This window comes from Sediminicola luteus, assembly GCF_002514735.1.
Taxonomy (GTDB): Bacteria; Bacteroidota; Bacteroidia; order Flavobacteriales; family Flavobacteriaceae; genus HQA918.
The window spans coordinates 546967-568335 of sequence record NZ_KZ300476.1; the positions used below are offsets into that span (position 1 = coordinate 546967).

21 protein-coding genes are annotated in these 21369 nt (G+C 43.3%); 12 read left to right on the plus strand and 9 right to left on the minus strand.

Annotation, left to right across the window (positions count from 1 at the left end):
• Positions 1–112: 112 nt before the first annotated feature.
• Positions 113–3787 (minus strand): T9SS type B sorting domain-containing protein, encoded by a 3675-nt coding sequence (locus B7P33_RS02170; protein WP_172435829.1) that lies wholly within the window; start codon positions 3785–3787, stop codon positions 113–115.
• 584 nt (positions 3788–4371) lie between these two features.
• On the opposite strand from B7P33_RS02170, the gene xerD reads away from it, so the two are divergent.
• Positions 4372–5268, plus strand: a complete 897-nt coding sequence (gene xerD, locus B7P33_RS02175; RefSeq protein WP_097440313.1) for a site-specific tyrosine recombinase XerD — start codon at positions 4372–4374, stop codon at positions 5266–5268.
• Here the strand turns inward: xerD and B7P33_RS02180 are convergent.
• Complete coding sequence (locus tag B7P33_RS02180) at positions 5265–6557, minus strand: NAD(P)/FAD-dependent oxidoreductase (RefSeq protein ID WP_097440762.1); 1293 nt, start codon at positions 6555–6557, stop codon at positions 5265–5267. The genes xerD and B7P33_RS02180 overlap by 4 nt on opposite strands.
• Positions 6558–6655: 98 nt before the next feature.
• Here B7P33_RS02180 and B7P33_RS02185 point away from each other — a divergent pair, with 98 nt between their 5' ends.
• The 4 genes from B7P33_RS02185 (at position 6656) to B7P33_RS02200 (ending at position 9556) form a co-directional block, all read left to right on the plus strand.
• The gene (locus B7P33_RS02185; RefSeq protein WP_097440314.1) at positions 6656–8086 is read left to right on the plus strand and encodes an amidohydrolase; all 1431 of its coding nucleotides are present in this window, start codon (positions 6656–6658) and stop codon (positions 8084–8086) included.
• A 110-nt stretch (positions 8087–8196) separates the two neighbouring features.
• Entirely contained in the window at positions 8197–8691 is a 495-nt protein-coding gene (locus B7P33_RS02190) for an RNA polymerase sigma factor (RefSeq protein WP_097440315.1), read from the plus strand.
• A gap of 4 nt (positions 8692–8695) precedes the next feature.
• Complete coding sequence (locus B7P33_RS02195) at positions 8696–9352, plus strand: hypothetical protein (RefSeq protein ID WP_245871607.1); 657 nt, start codon at positions 8696–8698, stop codon at positions 9350–9352.
• Between the two features lie 15 nt (positions 9353–9367).
• Complete coding sequence (locus B7P33_RS02200; RefSeq protein WP_097440317.1) at positions 9368–9556, plus strand: DUF1542 domain-containing protein; 189 nt, start codon at positions 9368–9370, stop codon at positions 9554–9556.
• Between the two features lie 24 nt (positions 9557–9580).
• Here the strand turns inward: B7P33_RS02200 and B7P33_RS02205 are convergent, their stop codons facing one another.
• Both B7P33_RS02205 and B7P33_RS02210 read right to left on the minus strand, forming a co-directional pair.
• Positions 9581–10378 carry a lysophospholipid acyltransferase family protein gene (locus tag B7P33_RS02205; RefSeq protein ID WP_097440318.1) on the minus strand — a complete coding sequence of 266 codons (798 nt, stop codon included), beginning with the start codon at positions 10376–10378 and terminating at the stop codon, positions 9581–9583.
• A 42-nt stretch (positions 10379–10420) separates the two neighbouring features.
• Positions 10421–11059: an NUDIX hydrolase gene (locus tag B7P33_RS02210; protein ID WP_097440319.1), complete on the minus strand. Its 639-nt coding sequence runs from the start codon at positions 11057–11059 to the stop codon at positions 10421–10423.
• Between B7P33_RS02210 and B7P33_RS02215 the strand changes: the two genes are divergently transcribed.
• A complete protein-coding gene (locus B7P33_RS02215; RefSeq protein ID WP_097440320.1) occupies positions 11058–11768 on the plus strand; it encodes a peptidylprolyl isomerase in 711 nt (236 codons plus the stop codon). The genes B7P33_RS02210 and B7P33_RS02215 overlap by 2 nt on opposite strands.
• Before the next feature lie 5 nt (positions 11769–11773).
• On the opposite strand, the gene B7P33_RS02220 is transcribed toward B7P33_RS02215, so the two are convergent.
• From B7P33_RS02220 to B7P33_RS02230, 3 genes are read right to left on the minus strand one after another with little or no spacing between them, the layout of a single operon-like run.
• Positions 11774–12388, minus strand: a complete 615-nt coding sequence (locus B7P33_RS02220) for a trimeric intracellular cation channel family protein (protein ID WP_097440321.1) — start codon at positions 12386–12388, stop codon at positions 11774–11776.
• A gap of 32 nt (positions 12389–12420) precedes the next feature.
• Positions 12421–12945: an HD domain-containing protein gene (locus B7P33_RS02225; protein WP_097440322.1), complete on the minus strand. Its 525-nt coding sequence runs from the start codon at positions 12943–12945 to the stop codon at positions 12421–12423.
• Positions 12946–12960: 15 nt separating this feature from the next.
• Entirely contained in the window at positions 12961–13686 is a 726-nt protein-coding gene (locus B7P33_RS02230; RefSeq protein ID WP_097440323.1) for an RDD family protein, read from the minus strand.
• 38 nt (positions 13687–13724) lie between these two features.
• On the opposite strand from B7P33_RS02230, the gene B7P33_RS02235 reads away from it, so the two are divergent.
• The 6 genes from B7P33_RS02235 to B7P33_RS02260 are packed head-to-tail and all read left to right on the plus strand — an operon-like array spanning position 13725 to position 19914.
• Positions 13725–14684 (plus strand): stage II sporulation protein M, encoded by a 960-nt coding sequence (locus B7P33_RS02235; protein WP_097440324.1) that lies wholly within the window; start codon positions 13725–13727, stop codon positions 14682–14684.
• Positions 14665–15621 (plus strand): hypothetical protein, encoded by a 957-nt coding sequence (locus B7P33_RS02240; RefSeq protein ID WP_097440325.1) that lies wholly within the window; start codon positions 14665–14667, stop codon positions 15619–15621. Before B7P33_RS02235 ends, B7P33_RS02240 begins: the two co-directional genes overlap by 20 nt.
• A complete protein-coding gene (locus tag B7P33_RS02245; protein ID WP_097440326.1) occupies positions 15611–16327 on the plus strand; it encodes a DUF4129 domain-containing protein in 717 nt (238 codons plus the stop codon). Before B7P33_RS02240 ends, B7P33_RS02245 begins: the two co-directional genes overlap by 11 nt.
• Positions 16320–17546: a DUF4350 domain-containing protein gene (locus B7P33_RS02250; RefSeq protein WP_097440327.1), complete on the plus strand. Its 1227-nt coding sequence runs from the start codon at positions 16320–16322 to the stop codon at positions 17544–17546. Before B7P33_RS02245 ends, B7P33_RS02250 begins: the two co-directional genes overlap by 8 nt.
• 29 nt (positions 17547–17575) lie before the next feature.
• Positions 17576–18580, plus strand: coding sequence for an AAA family ATPase (locus B7P33_RS02255; RefSeq protein WP_097440328.1), 1005 nt, complete (start codon positions 17576–17578; stop codon positions 18578–18580).
• Positions 18580–19914 (plus strand): DUF58 domain-containing protein, encoded by a 1335-nt coding sequence (locus B7P33_RS02260; RefSeq protein WP_097440329.1) that lies wholly within the window; start codon positions 18580–18582, stop codon positions 19912–19914. Before B7P33_RS02255 ends, B7P33_RS02260 begins: the two co-directional genes overlap by 1 nt.
• A gap of 24 nt (positions 19915–19938) precedes the next feature.
• On the opposite strand, the gene B7P33_RS02265 is transcribed toward B7P33_RS02260, so the two are convergent.
• On the minus strand, positions 19939–20403 hold the full coding sequence (locus B7P33_RS02265; protein ID WP_216359343.1) for a hypothetical protein: 465 nt from the start codon (positions 20401–20403) through the stop codon (positions 19939–19941).
• A 19-nt stretch (positions 20404–20422) separates the two neighbouring features.
• Entirely contained in the window at positions 20423–21367 is a 945-nt protein-coding gene (locus B7P33_RS02270) for an NAD(P)H-dependent flavin oxidoreductase (protein WP_097440330.1), read from the minus strand.
• Positions 21368–21369: the final 2 nt, after the last annotated feature.

Consider the following 21369-nt stretch of genomic DNA (forward strand, 5'->3'; position numbering starts at 1 on the left):
ATTACTTCTCCGCATTAAAAACACGGTCTTGGCATGCAATACCTTTTCAATTTGGAAAAGGATATTGATTGGTTTTTGAGAAACACTATGCCATATTTTCGTTTTTATTTTCTTATCTATACAGAGTAAAATGGCCCATAATAGGATCCATAGACTTGGCACCTGCGGTCTCTTCTACTACATACCAATAGTCTCCCGAAGGCAATGGCATGCCTTCATAGGTACCATCCCAAGGTTCTAAATACCCCAAACGGGCCACCACCCGGCCATATCGATCATATATCAAGGTTACCGCACCCGGATACTGATCGATATTGGTAGGTCGCCATTCATTATTGGTGGTGTCGCCATTGGGCGTAAAGAAATTGGGGATATATATGGGGAAAAACTCTAATTCCATGGCTAAAACCCGTTCGCAACCCGCCGCATCGCGAACCATCATTTCATATTCACCTGTTTCCGATATGGTAAAGTCGGTGTCAGGACCAAAAAAACTATTGTTAAAACGGAATTCGTAAGGAGGTGTACCGCCATGGGCACTTAATTTTACCGTATTTTTTACACTGGTATCTGCAACAAAGCCTAAAGGTTTTATCTCTTGTACAATAAAAGGAAGCGCTTCGGTAACACATCCATTTTTATAAGCAATGGTCAAATGATGCTCCCCAGGGCTCAAATTATGGAAATCTGGTTCAATTTGGGTAGTTTTAGAATCATTATCCAAGGTAAACAACACGCCATCCAACAAGGCCGGATCCATTTCCACTTCTAAACTATTTCGTATATCATCATTAGTTTCATAACAGTAATACACCATTTTCAAGGTAGAAGTTAAATCAACGGAAGGTGCCAGCTCTACCAACACTTCGGTAACACAACCAATACTATCGCGTACATATACGGTATAGATTTTACCTCCCGATAGCCCATAAAATGAAGTGCGATCTATTTCGTAAGCCGCATTAAAATTGGTATTCAACGCAGTTTCATAGGGTGGGTATCCGCCTTCGATATCTACATGGATCACCCCGGTAAGATCGCCCATACAAAGTTCTTCTTCTATACTGGCGGTAGCCGTTAATGGCCTTATACCCGATATACTTGCCGAGGTCTCTCCCGAACAACCGGCAGAATCGAATATTTGTACCCTAATGTTCCGATCTTCAAAAGTGTCTTGTATATAGGTCGCTTCCGTACCTGATTGTAGCAAGGTGTCGTCGCTACTGTCGTTGGGCGTATTGGCATCCCAATAAAAATCGAAACGACTCCAAGTTCCGGTTCCTCCGGTAAGTTGTTCTACAGGTACACGAACCAAAATACCACGACTTTGTTCACCCAAGGCGTCACAAACAGGTGGTTCAACTATGGCTTCGGGCGTACTTATCTGAGGGTATACCATTAGCTCAACCGGATCGGTCACCGCCTCACAAAACTGTCCGTCTACCTCGGACCTTGCCATACGCCTGTACCAAGTCGTTGACGTTAAACTAGGGGGCTGGTAGTGCATTTGGGTGGCGCCTTCAATATTCTCGAAATTGATATTGTCCAAACTTTGCTGCCATTGATACGATACACTGCCATAGGACTCAGCGGCCGTACTCTCTATTAGAATCGCTGCCTGGCTATCGTAACAAATGGGTTCCGGTGTTGCCAAAACCCCTGCAGTTACACCATTTACCTGTATTTGAACAGCATTGGTCAAGGTTTCGCAACTATTCCCGTTTAATTCAGATATCTCTTTACGTCTAAACCAAGTAGTCCCTTCCAAAATACCTGGGTCTAGATTTTCGCTTGTTTCAGCCGGTAAATCTTCAAACTGTTGTCCATCGGTACTCATTTGCCATTGGTAACCAAGGGTACCGCTGGCCTGCGGAGTTATTTGGGATAAAATGGTCTCGACATTTTCACCCGGACACACCACCCTATCAGGACCAATGGTACCGGGGCTAATATCATTTACAACTAATTGTACCGGATCTGTTGGGGCATTACATTGTTGGCCATCGATATCGGAAATATCTACCCGACGATACCACATATTTTCAGAAATAGGCCCTAAGGTCAATTGGGCCAACACTTCATTGGGCAAGTCTTCAAAGTCGACCCCATTTATACTATGTTGCCATTGATATTCGATATTTCCTTGGGCCTGAGGCGGCGTCTCTGTAGTTAAAGGAACAGGGGTATCGCCATTACAATACGTATCGGCACCTGTTATGCTTCCTGGAACTATATCATTAACACGAAGCTGAACAACATTTGTGGTATCGGAACAATAATGATTATCTCTACGAGAATTATCTATACGTCTATACCATTGGTCGTTCTCTAATACCGGAGGAACATAATTTTCATTGTTAGCCCCAGAAATATCGGTAAAGGCAATTCCATCGTCACTACCTTGCCATTGGTATTCGGGAACACCCAAAAATCGTGTAGATGTCCCAGTACCCAATTCGCCGGGCGTGGCACCCCTACAAAGAATTTGATTACCGACAATGGTACCTTGCGCATCAATACCGTTTACCCGAATGGAAATAGTGTTTGTTTCACGCGGACAGGTTTGCCCATTAATCTGGAACAAATCCAATCTTTTGTACCAACTATCCGTGGTAATGGAAGCTACGGTTAAGTCAGGGCTAGTTTCGCCAGGTATATCGGTAAAGTTTACCCCATCTACACTACTTTGCCATTGATGTGTATAGGCATTGATCGTTATCGGTGGTGTATCTTGATTAATTACAGTGCTTCCGTCACCTAAACAAATATAATCTGGCCCGGTGATTACCCCAGGTATATCGCCATCCGGCACATTTACATCCAAGGTTCTAATAAACTCACAAGTACTGTTTCGAACCGTCAGGGTAACGGTATAATCACCTGGTTGGGCATAGGTATGCCGAATTCTTGGGTCGATACCGGAAGACCGACTCGTTCCATCTCCAAAATCCCAGAAATACTCATCAGCCCCACCTTGGGCAAAATGCTCGGACATACTGGCATCAAACTCGAATTCAGAGGTACAAGCATCCAAACTATCTTCAAACCTTACCGAGTTTTCCTGAAAGACCGGTATGGTATATGACAAGGTTATCTTACAGGTTTGATTCACCAAAGAAGTCATGGTACAAGTATATGTATCTCCCGGGACCGGGTTGTTTACCGTAATACTTCTTGTGGTGGCCCCATTACTCCAATCATATGAAAAACCATCGGGAGCACTGAGGTTAATAGACTCCCCCGGGCAAAAATCACTCGTATCCAATTCAAAAGGCCTACACTGCATGGGTTCAAAATAAGCATACCCGAAGTGGGCTCCATAACCACAATCGGTTGTGGTGAATACCAAGGTTAGGTCTTGATTTGCAAAAGCGGATAAATCGATACCAACAGAGGCCCAATCTTTATAGACTACCCTTCCATTATTACAATCGTTAAAACCTGGTAAATTTGACGTAGATACTACTCTATAGTAGCCACAATCCCGATCAACCAAGTCTCCGTTGGAATCCAGAACACTCAATTCAAAGGCAGGCTGTTCATCATGAGGATGCCCCGGATCCTCTAAAACCACTGCGTAGCGATAAATAAACAAGGGGTTATCTGGATCTACCGTCATCCGATAATGGAGCGACTCAGAACGTGAGCCAACCGAATCGTTACCTAAACGAATCGAATAATCGCTGCCAGGATAAATAGTTGGCAGGTTACCACAAGTATTAGGATCTAGGGTCGATTCTGTAATTATAGTATGCCGACCAGGTATAATCTGAGCATCAGTACCCATGTTAATGGGACAACACCTACCGATATAACCTTGCCAACGGTCATCAAAAACACCTCCGAAAACATTAGGGCATGAATAATTTGGCGGAGCGAAGTCAACCACGTTTGTTACTGGCTCTGAATAACTATTGTGATTATGACCTTCGGGGTCAGCCTGATGCATACCTGACCAATACTCAACATCCCTTGAATGGTCTTCATTGGCCATCATAACCACATGATTTCTATCCCTTTGGATTAAACCAGACTTGGTACGCTTACTTGGCAGAACGAATGGCAAAAGAAGAAATAATGGTAAGTAGTTACGTAGACGCCCGAATTGGGTTTTCTTGAGATAATTGGAGCTAGATGCACGCCCCAGTCGTTGGTTGAAAGGGTACATAAGTAGGTGTGTTTGTGGGTATTCCAAAGATATGGCCGAGCAAGAACCATTATTATACTTTTTAAGATGTATTTACCTACATTTTAGATGTAATGGCCCTACCGTGAATAAAAACATAAAGTAAGCCTAGCATAAGTAGTCGATAAAGTGTCTAATTAATCCGGCTAATCGATATCTTGACCAAAGCTTCGTATTTTTGGGTCATGGATTGGAACCAAGCGATTACCCAATTTACCTCCTATTGTACCATTGAACGCGGCCTCTCTGCCAATACCGTTCAAAACTACTCTATGGATGTACAAAAACTGGTCGATTTTCTTTTAGCCAGATCCTTATCCCCATCTCCTTTAGACATTGAGCAAGAGACCCTATCCCAATTTATTTACGAGCTGGCCAAACAAGTTAAACCCAGAAGCCAGGCTCGGGTACTATCTGGACTAAAAGCTTTCTTCGCCTATTTAGTTTTTGAAGACTACCGAACCGATAACCCTACCGATTTAATTGAATCGCCTAAAATTGGCCGGAAACTACCCGACACCCTTTCCGAAAACGAAATCGACGCCCTTATTGCCGCCATTGATCTTTCAAAACCAGAGGGACACAGAAACAAAGCCCTTTTGGAAACCTTATATGGTTGTGGGCTTCGGGTATCGGAATTGGTCGCATTGAGAATGTCTGACCTCTATTTTAATGAAGATTTTATCAAAGTCACCGGAAAAGGACAAAAACAACGCCTGGTTCCCTTAAGCACCTTGACTAAAAAATACATAACGCAATATATTGAAGAACAAAGGGTACATATTCCTATAGTCCCAGAATTTAGCGACACCCTATTTTTAAATAGAAGGGGAAAACAACTTACCCGGGCCATGATTTTTACCATAATCAAACAACTGGCAAAAAAGATTGGGATGGATAAAAAGGTGAGCCCGCATACCTTTAGGCATTCTTTTGCCACCCATCTATTACAAAATGGGGCCGATCTTCGTGCCATTCAGCAAATGCTCGGGCACGAAAGCATAACCACTACCGAAGTATACGTACATGTAGACCGTCAGCATTTGACGGAGGTCATGGAAAAATTCCACCCTAGGGGCTAATCTTCAAAAGCCGAATAATCGCGTTTGTACGGCCGTATAATCAAACGGGCCTCACGATCAAAACGGATATAATTATACACCCAATTCACGAATACTACTACCCTATTGCGAAACCCTATGAGGAAATAGAGATGTACGAACATCCAAATGAACCAAGCGAAAACCCCTTGAAAACGCATGCCTTTCATGTCTACCACGGCCTTATTACGGCCTATGGTCGCCATGGTTCCTTTATCTTTATAAGTAAAGGGTAACAATGGTTTTTGCGAAATAATCCGAAGTAGGTTTTTACCTAAATGCCTCCCTTGTTGCATAGCCGGTTGGGCCATCATGGCATGCCCATGCGGATAATCTTCCGTTTGCATGCAAGCGATATCACCTATAGCAAATACATTAGCTACCCCTTCTACCCGATTGTAGGCATCCACCTTTAGTCGGCTACCGCGAACCGTAATCTTCTCATTATCCAATCCGGCTACCAAAGCCCCGGTGACCCCAGCGGCCCAGATTAGGGTTGCCGTTTCAAAATGAATTTCCCCTTTTGTTTTGGCCAATTTACCATCGTAATCGGTTACCCGTGTATTTTTCCATATTTCTACCCCCAGTTTCTCCAAAAACATTTCAGCCTTTTCAGAGGCCACTGTACTCATTCCTGGTAAAATACGGTCTCCGCCTTGTACCAAATGAATCTGTACCCGACGTGTATCGAGATCCGGATAGTCTTTGGGCAATATTCCCTTTTTTATCTCGGCCAATGCCCCAGCCAACTCCACCCCAGTGGGACCACCCCCTACGATTACGAAATTCATTAAGGCATCGCGCTTGGGTAGGTTATCGGTAAGTAAGGCCTGTTCAAAATTCTCCAAAATCAAACTTCGTAGGTTCAAGGCTTGGGGTATGGTCTTCATGGCCATACTGTTCGTGGCAATCCGTTCGTTCCCAAAAAAATTGGTCTTGGATCCTGTAGCAACCACTAAATAATCGTAGGACAAGTCACCAATGTTCGTATGAATGATATTATTATCCGTATCGATTTGGGCAACCTCGGCCAATCGGAAAAAGAAATTCGGATATTCTTGCAATACCTTGCGGATCGGATAGGCAATGGAATCGGGTTCCAAGCCACCCGTAGAAACTTGATACAACAAAGGCTGGAAATTATGATAGTTGTGCTTATCTAGTAGTACCACCTGAACCTCGGTACCACTTAACTCCCGTGCCAAGGAAATTCCGGCAAAGCCACCCCCGATGATCACGACCCGAGGGTCGCTCGAAATTGGTATGTTCATCACAAAAAATTGGTCTTCCAAATTTACGAAATACCTTTGGCAAGCCTACAAAAGCTAATTTGGTTTTGGCTATATTTAACGATTCAACTGACTAAACAATGACACTAAAACACACATTTTTTCTAGGGGTATTGGCCTGCTTTTCTCTGGGGCAAGCCCAAACCAGCTCCAAAGAGGTATTACGAAGCTTGGACCAAAAATCGGAGCAGTACGGAAAAATCGCCCAAGAAATTTTCGACTTGGCCGAAATGGGGTACCTCGAAGAACAAAGTTCAGCCTTGTTGCAACAAACCCTGAAAGAGGCCGGATTTACCATAAAAACAGGAGTAGCGGGTATACCTACCGCCTTCGTGGCCGAATATGGTAGCGGTAGTCCAGTTATAGGAATTCTTGGCGAATACGATGCCTTACCCGGCCTGTCGCAAGATCGGGTGGCCGAAAAACAAAGTTTGGGTAAAGCGGCCGGACATGCCTGTGGCCACCATTTATTCGGTACCGGATCTGCTGCGGCAGCCATAGCTGCCAAAGAATGGTTATCCCGAACCAAAACCCAAGGTACTGTGCGATTCTATGGTTGTCCTGCCGAAGAGGGTGGATCCGGTAAAGTGTATATGGTACGAGCCGGCCTATTCAACGATGTAGATGTAGCTTTGCATTGGCATCCTGCCTCGGTAAATGCCGCCAGTGCTGGTGCAGCCTTGGCCAATAAATCGGCTAAATTTAGGTTCCACGGGGTTTCGGCCCATGCCGCGGGTTCTCCGGAAAGAGGTCGTTCTGCCCTAGACGGCGTCGAGGCCATGAATATGATGATAAACATGATGCGAGAACATGTGCCTGAAAAAGTGCGAATCCATTATGTTATTACCCAAGGCGGTAAGGCACCCAATGTAGTGCCCGACTTTGCGGAGGTCTACTATTATGCCCGCCATAACAGTAGGGATGTAGTTATCGATGTTTTTGACCGTATGGTAAAAGCAGCAGAAGGGGCAGCCCTAGGTACGGGAACCACCATGGATTATGAAATGATCGGCGGTACGCACGAGCTGCTGCCCAACCTCACCTTACAGAAACTAATGCACGACAACCTCACTAAGGTTGGCGGACAAACCTATACCCCTTCCGAAAAAACCTTTGCCGACAAAATCGCGAAAAGCTTAGGGGCCAAAGATGGTGTTAACGCCGATATGGCCTTAGCCGTACAACCCTATAAAGAAACTGCTAAAGCCTATGGTTCAACCGATGTGGGCGATGTTAGTTTTGCCGTACCTACCGTAGGAATGGCTGCCGCAACTTGGGTGCCTGGTACCCCGGCCCATAGTTGGCAAGCTGTGGCCGCAGGCGGAACCGAAATTGGGAACAAAGGCATGATGATCGCTGCCAAATCGCTGGCTTTGACCGCCATTGATCTCTTTAAAAACCCGAAATGGGTACAAGCGGCCAAAACGGAATTTTTAGAACGAAGGGGAGCAGATTTCGAATACATCCCGCTCCTGGGCGATAGGCCACCAGCCTTAGATTATAGAAAGTAAACACAAACCGGTGCCAAGCGCCGGTTTTTTTGTAACAAATTATTTACTTCGCCTACTAATGGAATGAAACCGGAGTTGAAAGCTCCATTGTAAACCAACCTGAAACATACGTGGACCAGAAACTGGAACAACATTTTGTGGCCTTACTCGAAGAGAACCAAAACATTGTGCATAAGGTTTGTAGCCTATACACGCATGATCAAGACGCCCATAAGGATCTTTTCCAGGAAATAACCATACAATTATGGAAAGCCTACCCCAAGTTTCGGGGCGACTCCAAATTCAGCACCTGGATGTATCGAGTGGCTTTGAATACGGCCATAACCTTGTACCGAAAATCTAAAAAAAGAGTAAGGACCCAAGATTATGATTCGGTCATTTTCAAAATTAAAACCGAAGATTATGACCCTACCGAAGAACAACAACTTAAATTAATGTACAAGGCCATTAGGCAGTTGAACGATATTGACAAAGCACTTGTTTTCTTGTATCTGGAAGACAAAAACTATAAAGAAATAGCGGAAACTATGGGTATTAGCGAAGTTAATGCCCGGGTTAAGATGAACCGCGTAAAAAATAAATTGAGAACTATCTTGAATCCCTAATGCTATGATGGATGAATTAGATTTGCTCAAAAAAGATTGGCAACGTAAAGGGGATTATTTCCCCAAGGTTAGTAGTGATGAGATACACCAAATGATCTGGAAGAAATCGTCTTCTATAGTCAAATGGATTTTTATCATCAGTATACTGGAATTCATTATTCCGCATTTATTCTATTTATTCCCCCCTTCGATGCAATTAAAGGAAGGTTTTGAAATGTACGATCGTATGGGAATTACCCCATGGTTCATTGGGGCCAGTGTATTACAGTACTCCATTATATTCTACTTTTTGTATCAATTCTATCGCAGGTACAAAGAAATATCGGTGTTGGACAACGCCAAGGCATTAATGGCCAAAATCCTAAAAACCAAGAAAACAGTTACGTATTACATTATAACTAGCCTTACCTTCTTGTTTATGACCTGTGTGTTTATTGCTGGTTATTTCTATTTCATGGATGATATAGAACAAGTTTTGCAATTGCCTGAAAATGCGAAGAAAATATCCCCTACTAAACTTAAGAATATCTTCGCAGGTTCCATTCTAGTACTTGGAATAATTGCCACGGTGTGTTTTGGTGGATTGTATTATTTGATATACGGCCTTTTACTGCGTAAACTGAACCGTAATTTCAGAGAATTAAAGAAAATGGAAATGTAAGCCCGACTAGGTTTAATGAACATCGCATTACATTATTCAGGTAAACCAGATTACCTTAACGCCATTTCAGAAGTGTTCAACAATCTCAAAAATCGGATTATGAACAACTCCAAGTTGACGGAAGGAGAACAGAATGAGGCGTTAAAAGAAATTGAAAATCAGCACAGAAAAGCGAAAAAAGAAGCCAAAACCAACCTATATTAAACTGCTGAAACTCGTTAAGACCAATTAAAACTCCCGTTTCTTATTCTGCTCTTCGTAGGCCTGAAGCTGGTCTTTAGGTATTACCTTCAAAAATGATGGATGTTGTTCTATGGCATATTCCAACTTCTCAATTATCTCGGCCACCGATTCATTGTCATAATCAATCTCTAACGGATCCTTGATTACCATAGATTGCAGTATACCCTTCTTTTTAATAAACAGTCCTTTTTTATCAAATGACCTACGGAAGCCATCGATTACTACGGGTACTACTACGGGTTTGTATTTTTTAATGATATGGGCCGTACCTTTTCTTAAGGGTTTCCATGGGGTGGTGGTTCCTTGCGGAAAGGTAATTACCCACCCATCGTCCAAGGCTTTACCGATGTTGGAAATGTCACTGAATTTTACCTTGCGGTTTACATCTTGCCCTGCCGAACGCCATGTACGTTCAATACTGATAGAGCCGGCATAAGCCAATACTTTGGCCAACAAACTCTGTTTCATGGTCTCGGCCGCGGCCACATAATACAGGTTCAGTTTGGGTTGCCATAAATACCCCACATTTCGGATATTATCTTCACGCCCACTTAAACTGGCATTGAATACATGGAACATGGCCACTACATCGGCAAAATAGGTTTGATGGTTACTTACAAACAGCACATTGGTCTCAGGTAAGTCCCGTAGTACCTGTGACCCCTCAATCTCTAGGCGGTTAAATCCCTTATAGCGCGAATGCGTTATAACACCGGCGATACGGATAAGCCATTTCTTTAAAAATAATATATGTCCGAAAGGGTTCTCTTTAAAAATCCCCATAAAAGTTGCGTCGTTTGGTGCCCAAATGTACAAAATCAATGCTTATTGCGCCCGAAACCATAAGTCCCTGATTTCCGACAACATCATGGCCGTGGCTCCCCACACCACATGATCTTGTAATATAAAAGCCGGCACTTTCATGGTATTCGCATAAGACGTACTCAATTCCCTTTCTTGCACCGATTCAACCGCCAAGAACTCGGTCAAGGGTACTTTGACTAAGGCTTCCACCTCAGATTCCTGGATTATAAATCGTGGCTCTGCGGCACACCAACCCAAAAATGGGGTCACTAAAAAATTACTGGGCGGAATGTAGACATCGCTTAACTCACGTACCAAACGAATTTCATTAACTGGTACACCGACTTCTTCAAAAGTTTCCCGCAAGGCCGTATCCTGAATATGGCGATCATCCATTTCTACTTTCCCGCCGGGGAAGCCTATTTGGTTCGCATGTACCCCTTTATAGGTTTTTCTCAAAATCAATAAAAGCATCGTGTTACCTGATTCGTTTGGGTAGCACAAAGCCATAACCCCTGCCCTTTTGGCTTGTTCAGGCACTGTCATATGCTCCAAATCGCGACGACGCAAGGGCGGAACCATTTTCGCATGAGCCGATAGCCCGGGTAAGGGTAGATTTTTTATTTTTGGGAGTTGTTCTAAAAAAACGTTGAATTCCATGCGTAACTATTTGGCCGCTCTAGGGGCTTTGGCAGCCCTTTTTGGTTTCCATTCTTGTAAAGATACCCCAAAAATGGAAGCCACACCCGAAGTTGAAGTTGTTGAAACCCTAAAAGACACCGTGGTTGTAGACTCCGCCGAAGAACCGGAAGAAGAACCTTTTCGGTTAAACGAGGATAATGCAATCGATTTTTTCTTCAACTACGCCAAGGATCTAAAGGAAACCAAGGTAAAAATCAGTACCAACCATGGCGATTTTACCATTCAACTCTACAACAACGTTCCCTACCATAAGGCCAATTTTATTTATTTGGCCAAAGCCGGATATTTCGACAATACCTACTTCCATAGGGTCGTAAAGAATTTTATCATTCAAGGAGGTAATGCCGATAACAAGGAAACTTCACGGAAGAGACGGGAAATTGGTCGTTATCTGTTACCGCCAGACACCCGAAAAGGACACAAACATCATAGAGGTACCGTGTCTATGCCCAGTAGTGAGATAAACAACCCGCACATGCTGGCCTCACCTTATGAATTCTTTATCGTAGTCACCAAACCCGGATCGTACCATCTAGATGGGGAGTATACCCCTTTCGGTAAAGTTATATCCGGTATGGATGTGGTGGATAAAATCAATAATTTACCTGTAGATGACGGGGACTGGCCAAAACAAAACGTAGTCATTACCAAGGCCGAAGCCTTCTAGCCCCCCTATGCTTTTTCATTGTATAAACTAGGTAAACTCACCTTAAAACGAACGGCCCATAAGCGAATACCTATTACCGCAAGTATACCCAAAATGTAACAATAGGGTTCAGCCAAGGGGGTCAATCGGGCTAAAAAATATAAGCTTCCGCCTGCAATACAGGCCGTTGCATATATTTCCTTTCTAAAGATCACGGGAATCTCGTTACATAAAATATCGCGTATTACGCCTCCAAAACAGGCTGTCATAGTACCTAAGGCGATACACATTATGGGTATTAATCCGGCCGTAAGCCCTTTCTCAATACCCACCAAAGTATAAAGTCCTATCCCAATGGTATCGAACAAAAACAACGACTTGGCCAAGTACCGAAGTTTTTCACGAAACAAAATGGCAAAGGTAACCGAAGCCATTATGGTAAAAATGTAAACTGAATCGGTGAGCCAGCCTACCGGTGTATTACCGATGAGCATATCACGCAGCGTGCCACCACCAACAGCGGTCACAAAGGCAATGATAAAAACCCCGAAAGGATCTAAGCGCATACGCAAGGCAACCAATACCCCTGAGATAGCAAAGGAAATCGTACCTAATATGTCCAATACAAAGTAAAAATCCATGATAGGTTTTTCAGTTCTTTAAAAAAAAAGATTTAACGCCTGTAAACCTCGATTTTTCGGATCAAACGGTCTTCTAGATAATCGCAACTTCCGGCCAATTCTACTAATATAAGACTAGCTTCCTTTTTATAAGCTTCAACTTTTTCTTCAGTCCAAAACTCCGGTGGCTGCTGCAAATTGGTAATGCGATCGGCCAATTTAACCAAGGCCACTTCACGTGGAAAGGTTTTTATCCGATCCAAACTATCCTGCATCCGCTTTTCCTTGGGAAGGTTTTCATCCTTGGTCAAGGCTGATACACCAAAGGCTACCGGGCCATCGAACAGTTCGATCAATTCCAGCATATCGGTATCCGTATCTTCCAAAGTATCGTGCAATAATGCCAACTGAACCGCAAAATCGAGGTCAAAATCGGGTTGCTGGGCATGGGCCAACATAACCTCCATGGCCACGTTGGACACATGTGCCAAATAGTTGGTTTTGGTACCCGGCACTTGTTGCTTCGCATGCTTGGCACCTGCAAACCTTATGGCCTTTTGATAAAGTTCTTGCGTCATAGAAACTAATGTGGATTACATACGTTGGGTGTAGTAGTTGTAATCTTTAAGTACCGTATCTATATATTGTCGATCATAGAGTTCGCTACCGGTCTGCAATATACCATCTACTTTGGTACGCAGCACCCGCATAGTCTTAAAATCACTACTTTGTTTAGCGATCAAAAAGGCTTCCTTAATCAATCGTACATCTTTATCGGTAAGCAGGGTAACATTGGTAAACTGGGGTTGATAGGTGTCTTCTACCTCTTCCAAAATAGTATGGCTAACCTTGGTCTTGTTTTTGGTACTTACCACAACGGTGCCTGCTGCGGCATCGCCCAAACGTTGGTGCTTTTCAGTAAAAACGATAGACATGATACCGACAGAGCCCATAAAAACCCATATGTCGATCAAACGGAACATCCAACGCACTAAAAAATGGGACCAGTGCACCGGGGAACCATCTACCTTAACCACACGTATTTTTAGTAACATTTTACCCACGGTACGCCCGTTGAACAACGAATGCATAATCAAACTATAACAGGTAGCAGGTAAAAAAATAAGTCCAACCACACCCCGTTGGGTCCAACCGTCTTGGTATACATAACCAATGGCATCGCCCACTAGGTTGACCAGTACCGAGTAGATATACAACACCAAGCCATCTATCAAAAAAGCCAGGATTCTTTCACCCAGGCCTACTATTTTATAATCTAGATTGACATTTTGCGTTGTATTGATTCGTAGATTGGACATTTCCGACTATTTTTAACTGCTAAACTAACCAATGGCATATGCGCGAAGCCGCCTTTGTAAAACAAAATAAGGAAAAATGGATCGCTTTCGAAAAAGGATTGGAGCATGATTCCTTATTGTCTCCCGACGATTTGGCCGATGGCTATATTCAATTGACCAACGACTTGTCGTATGCCCAAACCTATTACGCTGAAAGTAAGACTTTATTGTATTTGAACGCCTTGGCCTCTAAGGCGCATCAAAAAATATATAAGAACAAGAAAGAAGAAGGCAATCGCATTCTCGATTTTTGGTTAAAAGAGTTTCCCTTATTCTTTAGACAGCACCACCCTACCCTATTGTTCGCTTTCTTGGTGTTTGGCATTGCCACGGCAATTGGCAGTATCTCGGCCATGCGCGACACCGATTTTGTCCGTCTGATTCTAGGGGATGCCTATGTGAACCTTACCTTAGAGAATATCGCCAAAGGTGAACCTACCGCCATTTATAAAAGTGGTACCATGGTGGGTTCTTTTCTAGGTATTACGCTAAACAACATAAAAGTGGGCATATTTGCCTTTATCTTGGGCGTAACCGCTGGGGTGGGCACCGTATGGATCTTATTTTCCAACGGCATCATGCTTGGGGCCTTTATTACCTTTTTCTATACCAAAGGGGTCTTTTTAGAGGCCAATAGGCAAATTTGGTTGCACGGTACCATTGAAATATCGGTTATAATCGTAGCAGGTTGTGCCGGCTTGGTCATGGGCCAAGGTATTCTATTCCCAGGCACCTATGCCCGAAGGCTATCATTTATGAAAGCGGCCAAAGATGGGCTGAAAATTATCGTCAGTACCCTACCCTTTTTCGTGGTCGCTGGGTTTATTGAAGGTTTTATTACCCGTTATTCGAACATGCCCGATTTTTTGGCCTTTACCATAATCGGCGGGTCGCTTTGCCTAATCTTATTCTACTATATCATTTACCCCATTCAAATCCATGCAAAATACGCCCGATAATATTTTCAATAGATATATAGAGTTACGTATTAACCGTGATTTCGGAGCCATACTCTCTACCTATTTCGATTTTGTACGACAGAATTTTAAACGTTTTGCCAATATATTCATTAGTTACAACGGTCTGTTTTTAATTGGTCTGTTGATCGCCAGTTATTTTATGGTAACCGGGTATATCGGCATTTTCAGTTATGAATTAGATCCGTATGCCGATGGGCCAACTACAGAAAGCCATTTAATCGACGTCTTTATTGGTGCTGGGTTATTCTTTTTGATTTTGATTGTAGTAGGCGTCTTAAATTATGGTTTATCGGCCTCTTATATTGTGCTGTATCAAGAAAAAGGTGAACTCACCCCAATTGACCGAAAAGAAGTTTGGGCCTTTACCAAAGCCCGAATGGGTAAGAGTATTTTATTTTTACTATTGGTTATTGCCATCGCCATTGGGGTATTTCTAGCCGCCGTAATCGTAATGATAATTCCGATAATAGGCATGTTCGCCCAATTGGCCGTTCAATATGGATTAATGGCATGGATTGGCGTTTCTTATTTGGTTATGATGAAAGAAGACAAAGGCATAACCGAAGCCTTTTCCGAAGGATGGAAACTGGTTTTTAAAAACTTTTGGACATCAATAGGAGTAAACTTTATTCTCGGGTTCTTGAATCAAATATTCTTGTTGGTGGTTATGATCGCACCTACTATACTTGTTGGGCTTTATACCTATCATATCCTTTCCAATGATGTCGATTTTACCCAGGTAACCCCCAAAATCATCTATACCTTAGCCCTCTGTCTTTTCTTACTTACTGCCGTATTCGGCCAATGTCTTACCCAATTTGTAAATGGTATTCTGTATTTCTCTTTGCACGAAAAGACGTATAATACCCATTTACAAGAAAAAATAGATCAAATAGGACAATTGGATGCAGAGTAGGCCTGAAAACATATTGGGTACCACCACCGATTCCCTCGGATTACAATACGATTCGGAATCTAGTTTGCACCTACGTGAATTTGCCGAGGGCATGGGAGAAAGGTATACCGGGGACGAGTTCCAATATGTAGTTGATGCCCCGGAAAACACCAATTTCCTGTTCCGGATCATTGGTTGGGTTTTGGATATGATCAGTTCTTTTCTGCGTTGGTTGTTCGATGGCCTAGGCATAGAACTTACACCAGAACTTATGCAATTGATGGAAATTCTGGTGTACCTTGTTTTCGGCGGAGTGGTACTGTACTTTCTAATTCGCTTTTTTTCTAAGGAAAGTGCCCGCAGTTTATTCAGGAAAAAAAGCCATGTACTGCCTACGGTAGACCTAAGCCAGACCCATATTGACACCTTAGACCTTAACAACCTATTGGACAAGGCACTACAAGCCAAAAATTACCGTATGGCCATTCGGTACCATTATCTTTTGGTATTGCAACAACTATCGCAAAAACTACTCATAGACTGGCAATACGATAAAACCAATGCCGACTATATACGGGAATTGGCCCAAACTAAGTTCAATACCCCTTTTGGGGAGGTATCTTATCTCTACAATCATATCTGGTATGGCGAGCAACCCATAGATGCCATTATTTTTGATAGAGCGGTGCAACCGTTCCAACGTTTAAAACAAGACTTGGATGGATAAACGCTCAAAAATCATAATAGGCCTTTTTGTGGGGGTGGTCATTTTGATCATCCTCACAGAGTTTACCAAACCCAAACCATTAGATTGGCGGCCATCGTATACCTCGTACCACAAAAAACCCTTTGGGGGCCATATTCTGTTTCAAGAACTGAAAAGTATATTTCCTGAAGGTGCCGCCTTAAAAAACAGACCCACCTATTCGGTGCTTACGGAATTGGATTCGACAGAAACCAGCAATTACTTGATCATAGGCGGACATGTGGATTTAGACCGAACCACAACCGAGAAACTCTTGGACTATGTGCATAGGGGAAGCTCTGTATTCATGGCTACCGAACGGTTACCTCGCTATTTGGCTGACACCTTGAACCTTTCCATTCAGAGTGCCAGTACGATACTGGAAGACTCTGTTCAACTTTCCTTAACCCATAAAACATTTAGGGGTCAAAACGCATTCATTCAAAGAGGAAGCTCAAAATCGCACATAAAAAGTCTCGATAGCCTCAATAGCACCATTCTGGGCCATGCCAGTTTTACTAAAGATAGCCTAGAGACCCTTCTGGAGGGCGAATCCGAATGGGGCCAGATTGAAGTTGAGGAAGTCAACTTTATCAAGACCAAAATGGGTAAGGGACATTTCTATGTGCATGCCAACCCCATCGCTTTTACCAACTATTATTTGCTGCATGGCAATCCGGAATACGTTTCACGTTGTTTATCATATTTACCGGAACAACCCACCTATTGGGACGATTATCTTAAAGATGGTAGGCAGATTATTGACTCGCCCTTACGCTATGTACTCAATCAAGATGCGTTACGTTGGGCCTATTATCTGGGGGTTGTAGGTTTGTTACTGTTTATGATTTTCCGGGCTAAAAGGGAACAACGCATCATTCCGGTCCTAAAACCATTGGAAAACTCTTCGGTGGCATTTGCCAAAACAGTGGGCAACCTCTATTTTCAGCATCAAGATTATGCGGACCTTATCCAGAAAAAAACCAACTTTTTCTTGGCAGAAATCAGGGCCAATTATCATGTAGACACACAAACCCTCGATATGACCTTGGCCAAACAATTGGCCGCCAAATCGGGTAATAGCCTAGAAAAAACCGAAACGCTTTTTAAGGCTATTCAAAAAACACAACAAAAAATACAATTGGGTCAGGCCGACCTAATCCGTATCAATAAACTAATAAATGAATACAGGCACCCTTAATGGGTATTAACCGATAAAGGATTTTATAAATGGAGCAAAACAACATACCTGAAGAAAACCAGCCGCTTTCCTTTGAAAACCGCATTGACTTGGCACCCTTGCGTGCAGCAGTAGACAATATTAAAAAGGAAGTAGGGAAAATCATTATTGGTCAAGAAGCCATGATCGACCTATTGATTATATCCATTCTGGCCAACGGGCACTCCTTAATCGAGGGGGTACCCGGGGTAGCCAAGACCGAAACCGCCAAAGCCTTGGCCAAAACCATGAACGTGGCTTTTAGCCGGATTCAGTTTACCCCAGACCTAATGCCCAGTGACATCTTAGGTACGGCGGTCTTCAATGCCAAAACCACTGACTTCGAATTTAAAAAAGGCCCCATATTTTCGAACATTGTTCTTATAGACGAAATCAACCGGGCTCCGGCCAAAACCCAAGCGGCACTTTTCGAGGCTATGGCCGAAAGACAGATTACCATAGATGGCCATGAATACCCTATGGAACCTCCGTTTCTAGTATTCGCCACGCAAAACCCTATTGAACAAGAAGGCACCTATCGACTTCCTGAAGCACAGCTAGACCGATTCTTATTCAAAATCAATGTGGCTTATCCTTCGTTGGACGAGGAGGTCATGATCTTGGAGCGTAAACACGAACAAAAAAACAAAAAGATAGACGATGTAGTTTCGGGCGTGTTGACCGCCACTGATATTGCAAAATACCAAGATACCATCAAGTCCATATTGATTGAAAAACACTTGATCCAGTACATCGCCAGTATTGTGGAGAACACCCGAAGTAATGCCAATCTCTATCTAGGAGCTTCACCCAGGGCCAGTATTGCCATAATGGATGCCTCCAAAGCTTTGGCAGCCATGAACGGACGCGATTTTGTAACCCCGGAAGACATTAAATCGGTAGCACCTGCCGTATTGGGGCATCGTATTATTCTAACCCCAGAACGTGAAATGGAAGGCCTGAGTGCCGAAAAAGTAATCAAACAAATTATAGAATCCATAGAAATTCCGCGCTAGTGTCCCGATTCTTCAAGAACATCTATTTACGTAACCCTTTCTTTATAAGCTGGGGACTTTTGGCGTTGGGCTTTCTTTTGGCCTTTATGTTTCCTCCTTTATACTTTATCGTAAAACTGTTCTTTTACCTTTTTCTCCTATTTCTACTCACCGACATCATTCTACTTTTTGGAAGCAAGGGTAAAATTGATGGGAAAAGAAAATTACCGGACAAATTATCGAATGGCGATCAAAACCCCATTCCCCTAGAATTGACCAATGGATATCTTTTTCCTGTCCGCTTGAAAATCATCGACGAAGTCCCCATACAGTTTCAAAAAAGGGATTTTAAAATCACCCAAACCTTAATAAAAGGGGCTAGGCATAGCATTGAATATCAAGTACGACCGGTTACGCGTGGTGTTTACCAATTTGGGAGCCTGAATGTATTTGCCAGTACACAATTGGGCCTTCTATCGCGTAGGTTTACTTTTGATGCCGAAGCGGAAGTTCCGGTTTACCCTTCATTTTTACAATTACGCAAATACGACCTATTGGCCTTTTCGCAAAAATTGGCCCTACACGGATTAAAAAAAATCAGACGCATTGGACATACGATGGAATTTGAACAGATTAAGGACTATGTATTGGGCGACGACATCAGAAACATTAACTGGAAAGCCACGGCCAAGCGTAACCAATTGATGGTAAACCAGTTTCAAGACGAAAAGTCTCAACCGGTATATAGTATTATCGACAAAGGGCGCATTATGAAAATGCCCTTTGATGGCCTTAGCCTGTTGGACTATGCCATAAATGCCACTTTGGTCATCTCCAATATCGCCCTAAAGAAACACGATAAGGCCGGTATGTTCGCCTTTAGCAATAAAATTGAAAACCGTGTGGTTGCCGAAAGAAGAAGTAGTCAAATGCAACTGATTTTGGAGACCTTATACAATTTAAAAACAGAGTTTGTTGAATCGGATTTTGCCCGATTGTATATAGATGTTAAACGAAACATCAACCAACGGAGCCTTTTGTTGCTCTACACCAATTTTGAGACCATGGATGCCCTACATAGGCAACTGCCCTATTTACAAGCCTTGGCCAAGCAACATTTATTGGTGGTCATCTTTTTCGAAAACTCGGAATTAAAGGCCTTTAACCAAGAAAAAGTTAGTGGTGTACAACAGATATTTGAGCAGACTATTGCCGAGAAATTTGTCTATGAGAAAAAACTTATCGTAAACGAATTGAACAAACATGGGATTCAAGCCTTGCTTACCCAACCCGAAAACCTTACGGTGAACACCATTAATAAATATCTCGAAATCAAAGCCCGTGGACTGTTATGAACCTAGTGAAATGTGGCGGCTTTGTTAGGGATGCGTATACGTTTGCGCTGTAAACGCGGCAGCTAGGTTACCGGAAGCCCCAAGTTCAAAATGGTTTGGCCCTGAATCGAATTGAACCGCCAAGGGCCCACAGGTAGGGCCATGCCTATGGCGAGACCTTCTATTTCTTGGCAACACCAAATCTAAAACAACACCAGAAATCAAGCCTCCCAACACTGTATATGCGATATCGGCATTATCCCAAACCCCATGTCTAGGTTGATCATATAACTCCTTGGCCACCCCAGCCGCGGCACTACTTCCTATGGCCCCGGCATACATCCAACCCCGTTGGCCATTAAAGAGTTCGTAGCCCATCCATCCACCTACGGCACCAATGGCCGCCCCGGCACCCAAATGTTTCAGTTTATCTTCCTCTATTTGAGCCTGACCAGAATAATAGCCAAAAAGAAATAAGGTGAACAGCACCCCTTGTTTTACCTTGTCCATGGTGTCATAAACTATCCGCCTACAATAACGGGGCATTCGCGGCACAGCTTCTAAATTCCCCGACCAAATTCTTTATTATTTGTTCAACCGGAAGTATGTCATGGATCACCGAGGCCACTTGGCCGATCTCCAATTCCCCATTTTCCAAATCGCCTTCGAACATTCCTTTTTTGGCGCGGGCCCGACCTAAATGGGTCTTTAAATCGTCTACATTACCTCCTTTATTATAGATCTCTTGGATTTCGGTATAGAATTTATTTTTTAATAAACGTACCGGGGCCAATTCTTTTAAGGTCAAATGGGTTGCTCCTTCCCCAGCATCAACCACCATTTGTTTAAAATCGGGATGGGAAGAAGCCTCTTCACTGGCTACAAATCGACTACCTAACTGTACCCCATCGGCCCCCAAAGCCATAACGGCATACATGGCAGCACCCGTTGCTATGCCACCTGCGGCAATCAAGGGAATGTTTATCTTTTCTTTTACGGTCGGAATCAGGGTCAATGTCGTGGTTTCGTCCCGTCCATTATGTCCGCCTGCTTCAAAACCCTCGGCCACTATCGCATCAACACCAGCCTCTTGTGCCTTTAGGGCGAACTTTAAACTGCTTACCACATGTACCACGGTAGTACCATGGGCTTTTAACTTGGCGGTCCAGGTCTTGGGGTTCCCGGCCGAGGTAAATACGATTTTCACGCCTTTTTCGACCACAATCTCCATGAGTTCCTCAATATTGGGGTATAACATGGGAATATTTACCCCAAACGGTTTATCGGTGGCCTGTTGGCATTTTTCTATATGCTCCTTAAATACCTCCGGATACATTGACCCTGCCCCGATCAATCCTAAACCACCAGCATTGGAAACGGCCGAGGCCAAACGCCAACCACTGGCCCAAATCATGCCGCCTTGAATTATGGGATATTGGATTCCGAACAGTTTACATATTCTATTTTCTGACATAG

Bases quoted from the DNA above. Each gene is read 5' to 3' on its own strand.
- B7P33_RS02220 (WP_097440321.1), bottom strand. From the start codon at position 12,388: ATGGATTTTTACTTTGTATTGGACATATTAGGTACGATTTCCTTTGCT.
- B7P33_RS02230 (WP_097440323.1), bottom strand. From the start codon at position 13,686: ATGTCCAATCTACGAATCAATACAACGCAAAATGTCAATCTAGATTAT.
- B7P33_RS02225 (WP_097440322.1), bottom strand. From the start codon at position 12,945: ATGACGCAAGAACTTTATCAAAAGGCCATAAGGTTTGCAGGTGCCAAG.
- B7P33_RS02180 (WP_097440762.1), bottom strand. From the start codon at position 6,557: ATGAACATACCAATTTCGAGCGACCCTCGGGTCGTGATCATCGGGGGT.
- B7P33_RS02250 (WP_097440327.1), top strand. From the start codon at position 16,320: ATGGATAAACGCTCAAAAATCATAATAGGCCTTTTTGTGGGGGTGGTC.
- B7P33_RS02210 (WP_097440319.1), bottom strand. From the start codon at position 11,059: ATGGAATTCAACGTTTTTTTAGAACAACTCCCAAAAATAAAAAATCTA.
- B7P33_RS02255 (WP_097440328.1), top strand. From the start codon at position 17,576: ATGGAGCAAAACAACATACCTGAAGAAAACCAGCCGCTTTCCTTTGAA.
- B7P33_RS02245 (WP_097440326.1), top strand. From the start codon at position 15,611: ATGCAGAGTAGGCCTGAAAACATATTGGGTACCACCACCGATTCCCTC.
- B7P33_RS02215 (WP_097440320.1), top strand. From the start codon at position 11,058: ATGCGTAACTATTTGGCCGCTCTAGGGGCTTTGGCAGCCCTTTTTGGT.
- B7P33_RS02205 (WP_097440318.1), bottom strand. From the start codon at position 10,378: ATGGGGATTTTTAAAGAGAACCCTTTCGGACATATATTATTTTTAAAG.
- B7P33_RS02240 (WP_097440325.1), top strand. From the start codon at position 14,665: ATGCAAAATACGCCCGATAATATTTTCAATAGATATATAGAGTTACGT.
- B7P33_RS02265 (WP_216359343.1), bottom strand. From the start codon at position 20,403: ATGGACAAGGTAAAACAAGGGGTGCTGTTCACCTTATTTCTTTTTGGC.
- B7P33_RS02170 (WP_172435829.1), bottom strand. From the start codon at position 3,787: ATGGGTACTGATGCTCAGATTATACCTGGTCGGCATACTATAATTACA.
- B7P33_RS02185 (WP_097440314.1), top strand. From the start codon at position 6,656: ATGACACTAAAACACACATTTTTTCTAGGGGTATTGGCCTGCTTTTCT.
- B7P33_RS02195 (WP_245871607.1), top strand. From the start codon at position 8,696: ATGATGGATGAATTAGATTTGCTCAAAAAAGATTGGCAACGTAAAGGG.
- xerD (WP_097440313.1), top strand. From the start codon at position 4,372: ATGGATTGGAACCAAGCGATTACCCAATTTACCTCCTATTGTACCATT.
- B7P33_RS02270 (WP_097440330.1), bottom strand. From the start codon at position 21,367: ATGTCAGAAAATAGAATATGTAAACTGTTCGGAATCCAATATCCCATA.
- B7P33_RS02200 (WP_097440317.1), top strand. From the start codon at position 9,368: ATGAACATCGCATTACATTATTCAGGTAAACCAGATTACCTTAACGCC.
- B7P33_RS02235 (WP_097440324.1), top strand. From the start codon at position 13,725: ATGCGCGAAGCCGCCTTTGTAAAACAAAATAAGGAAAAATGGATCGCT.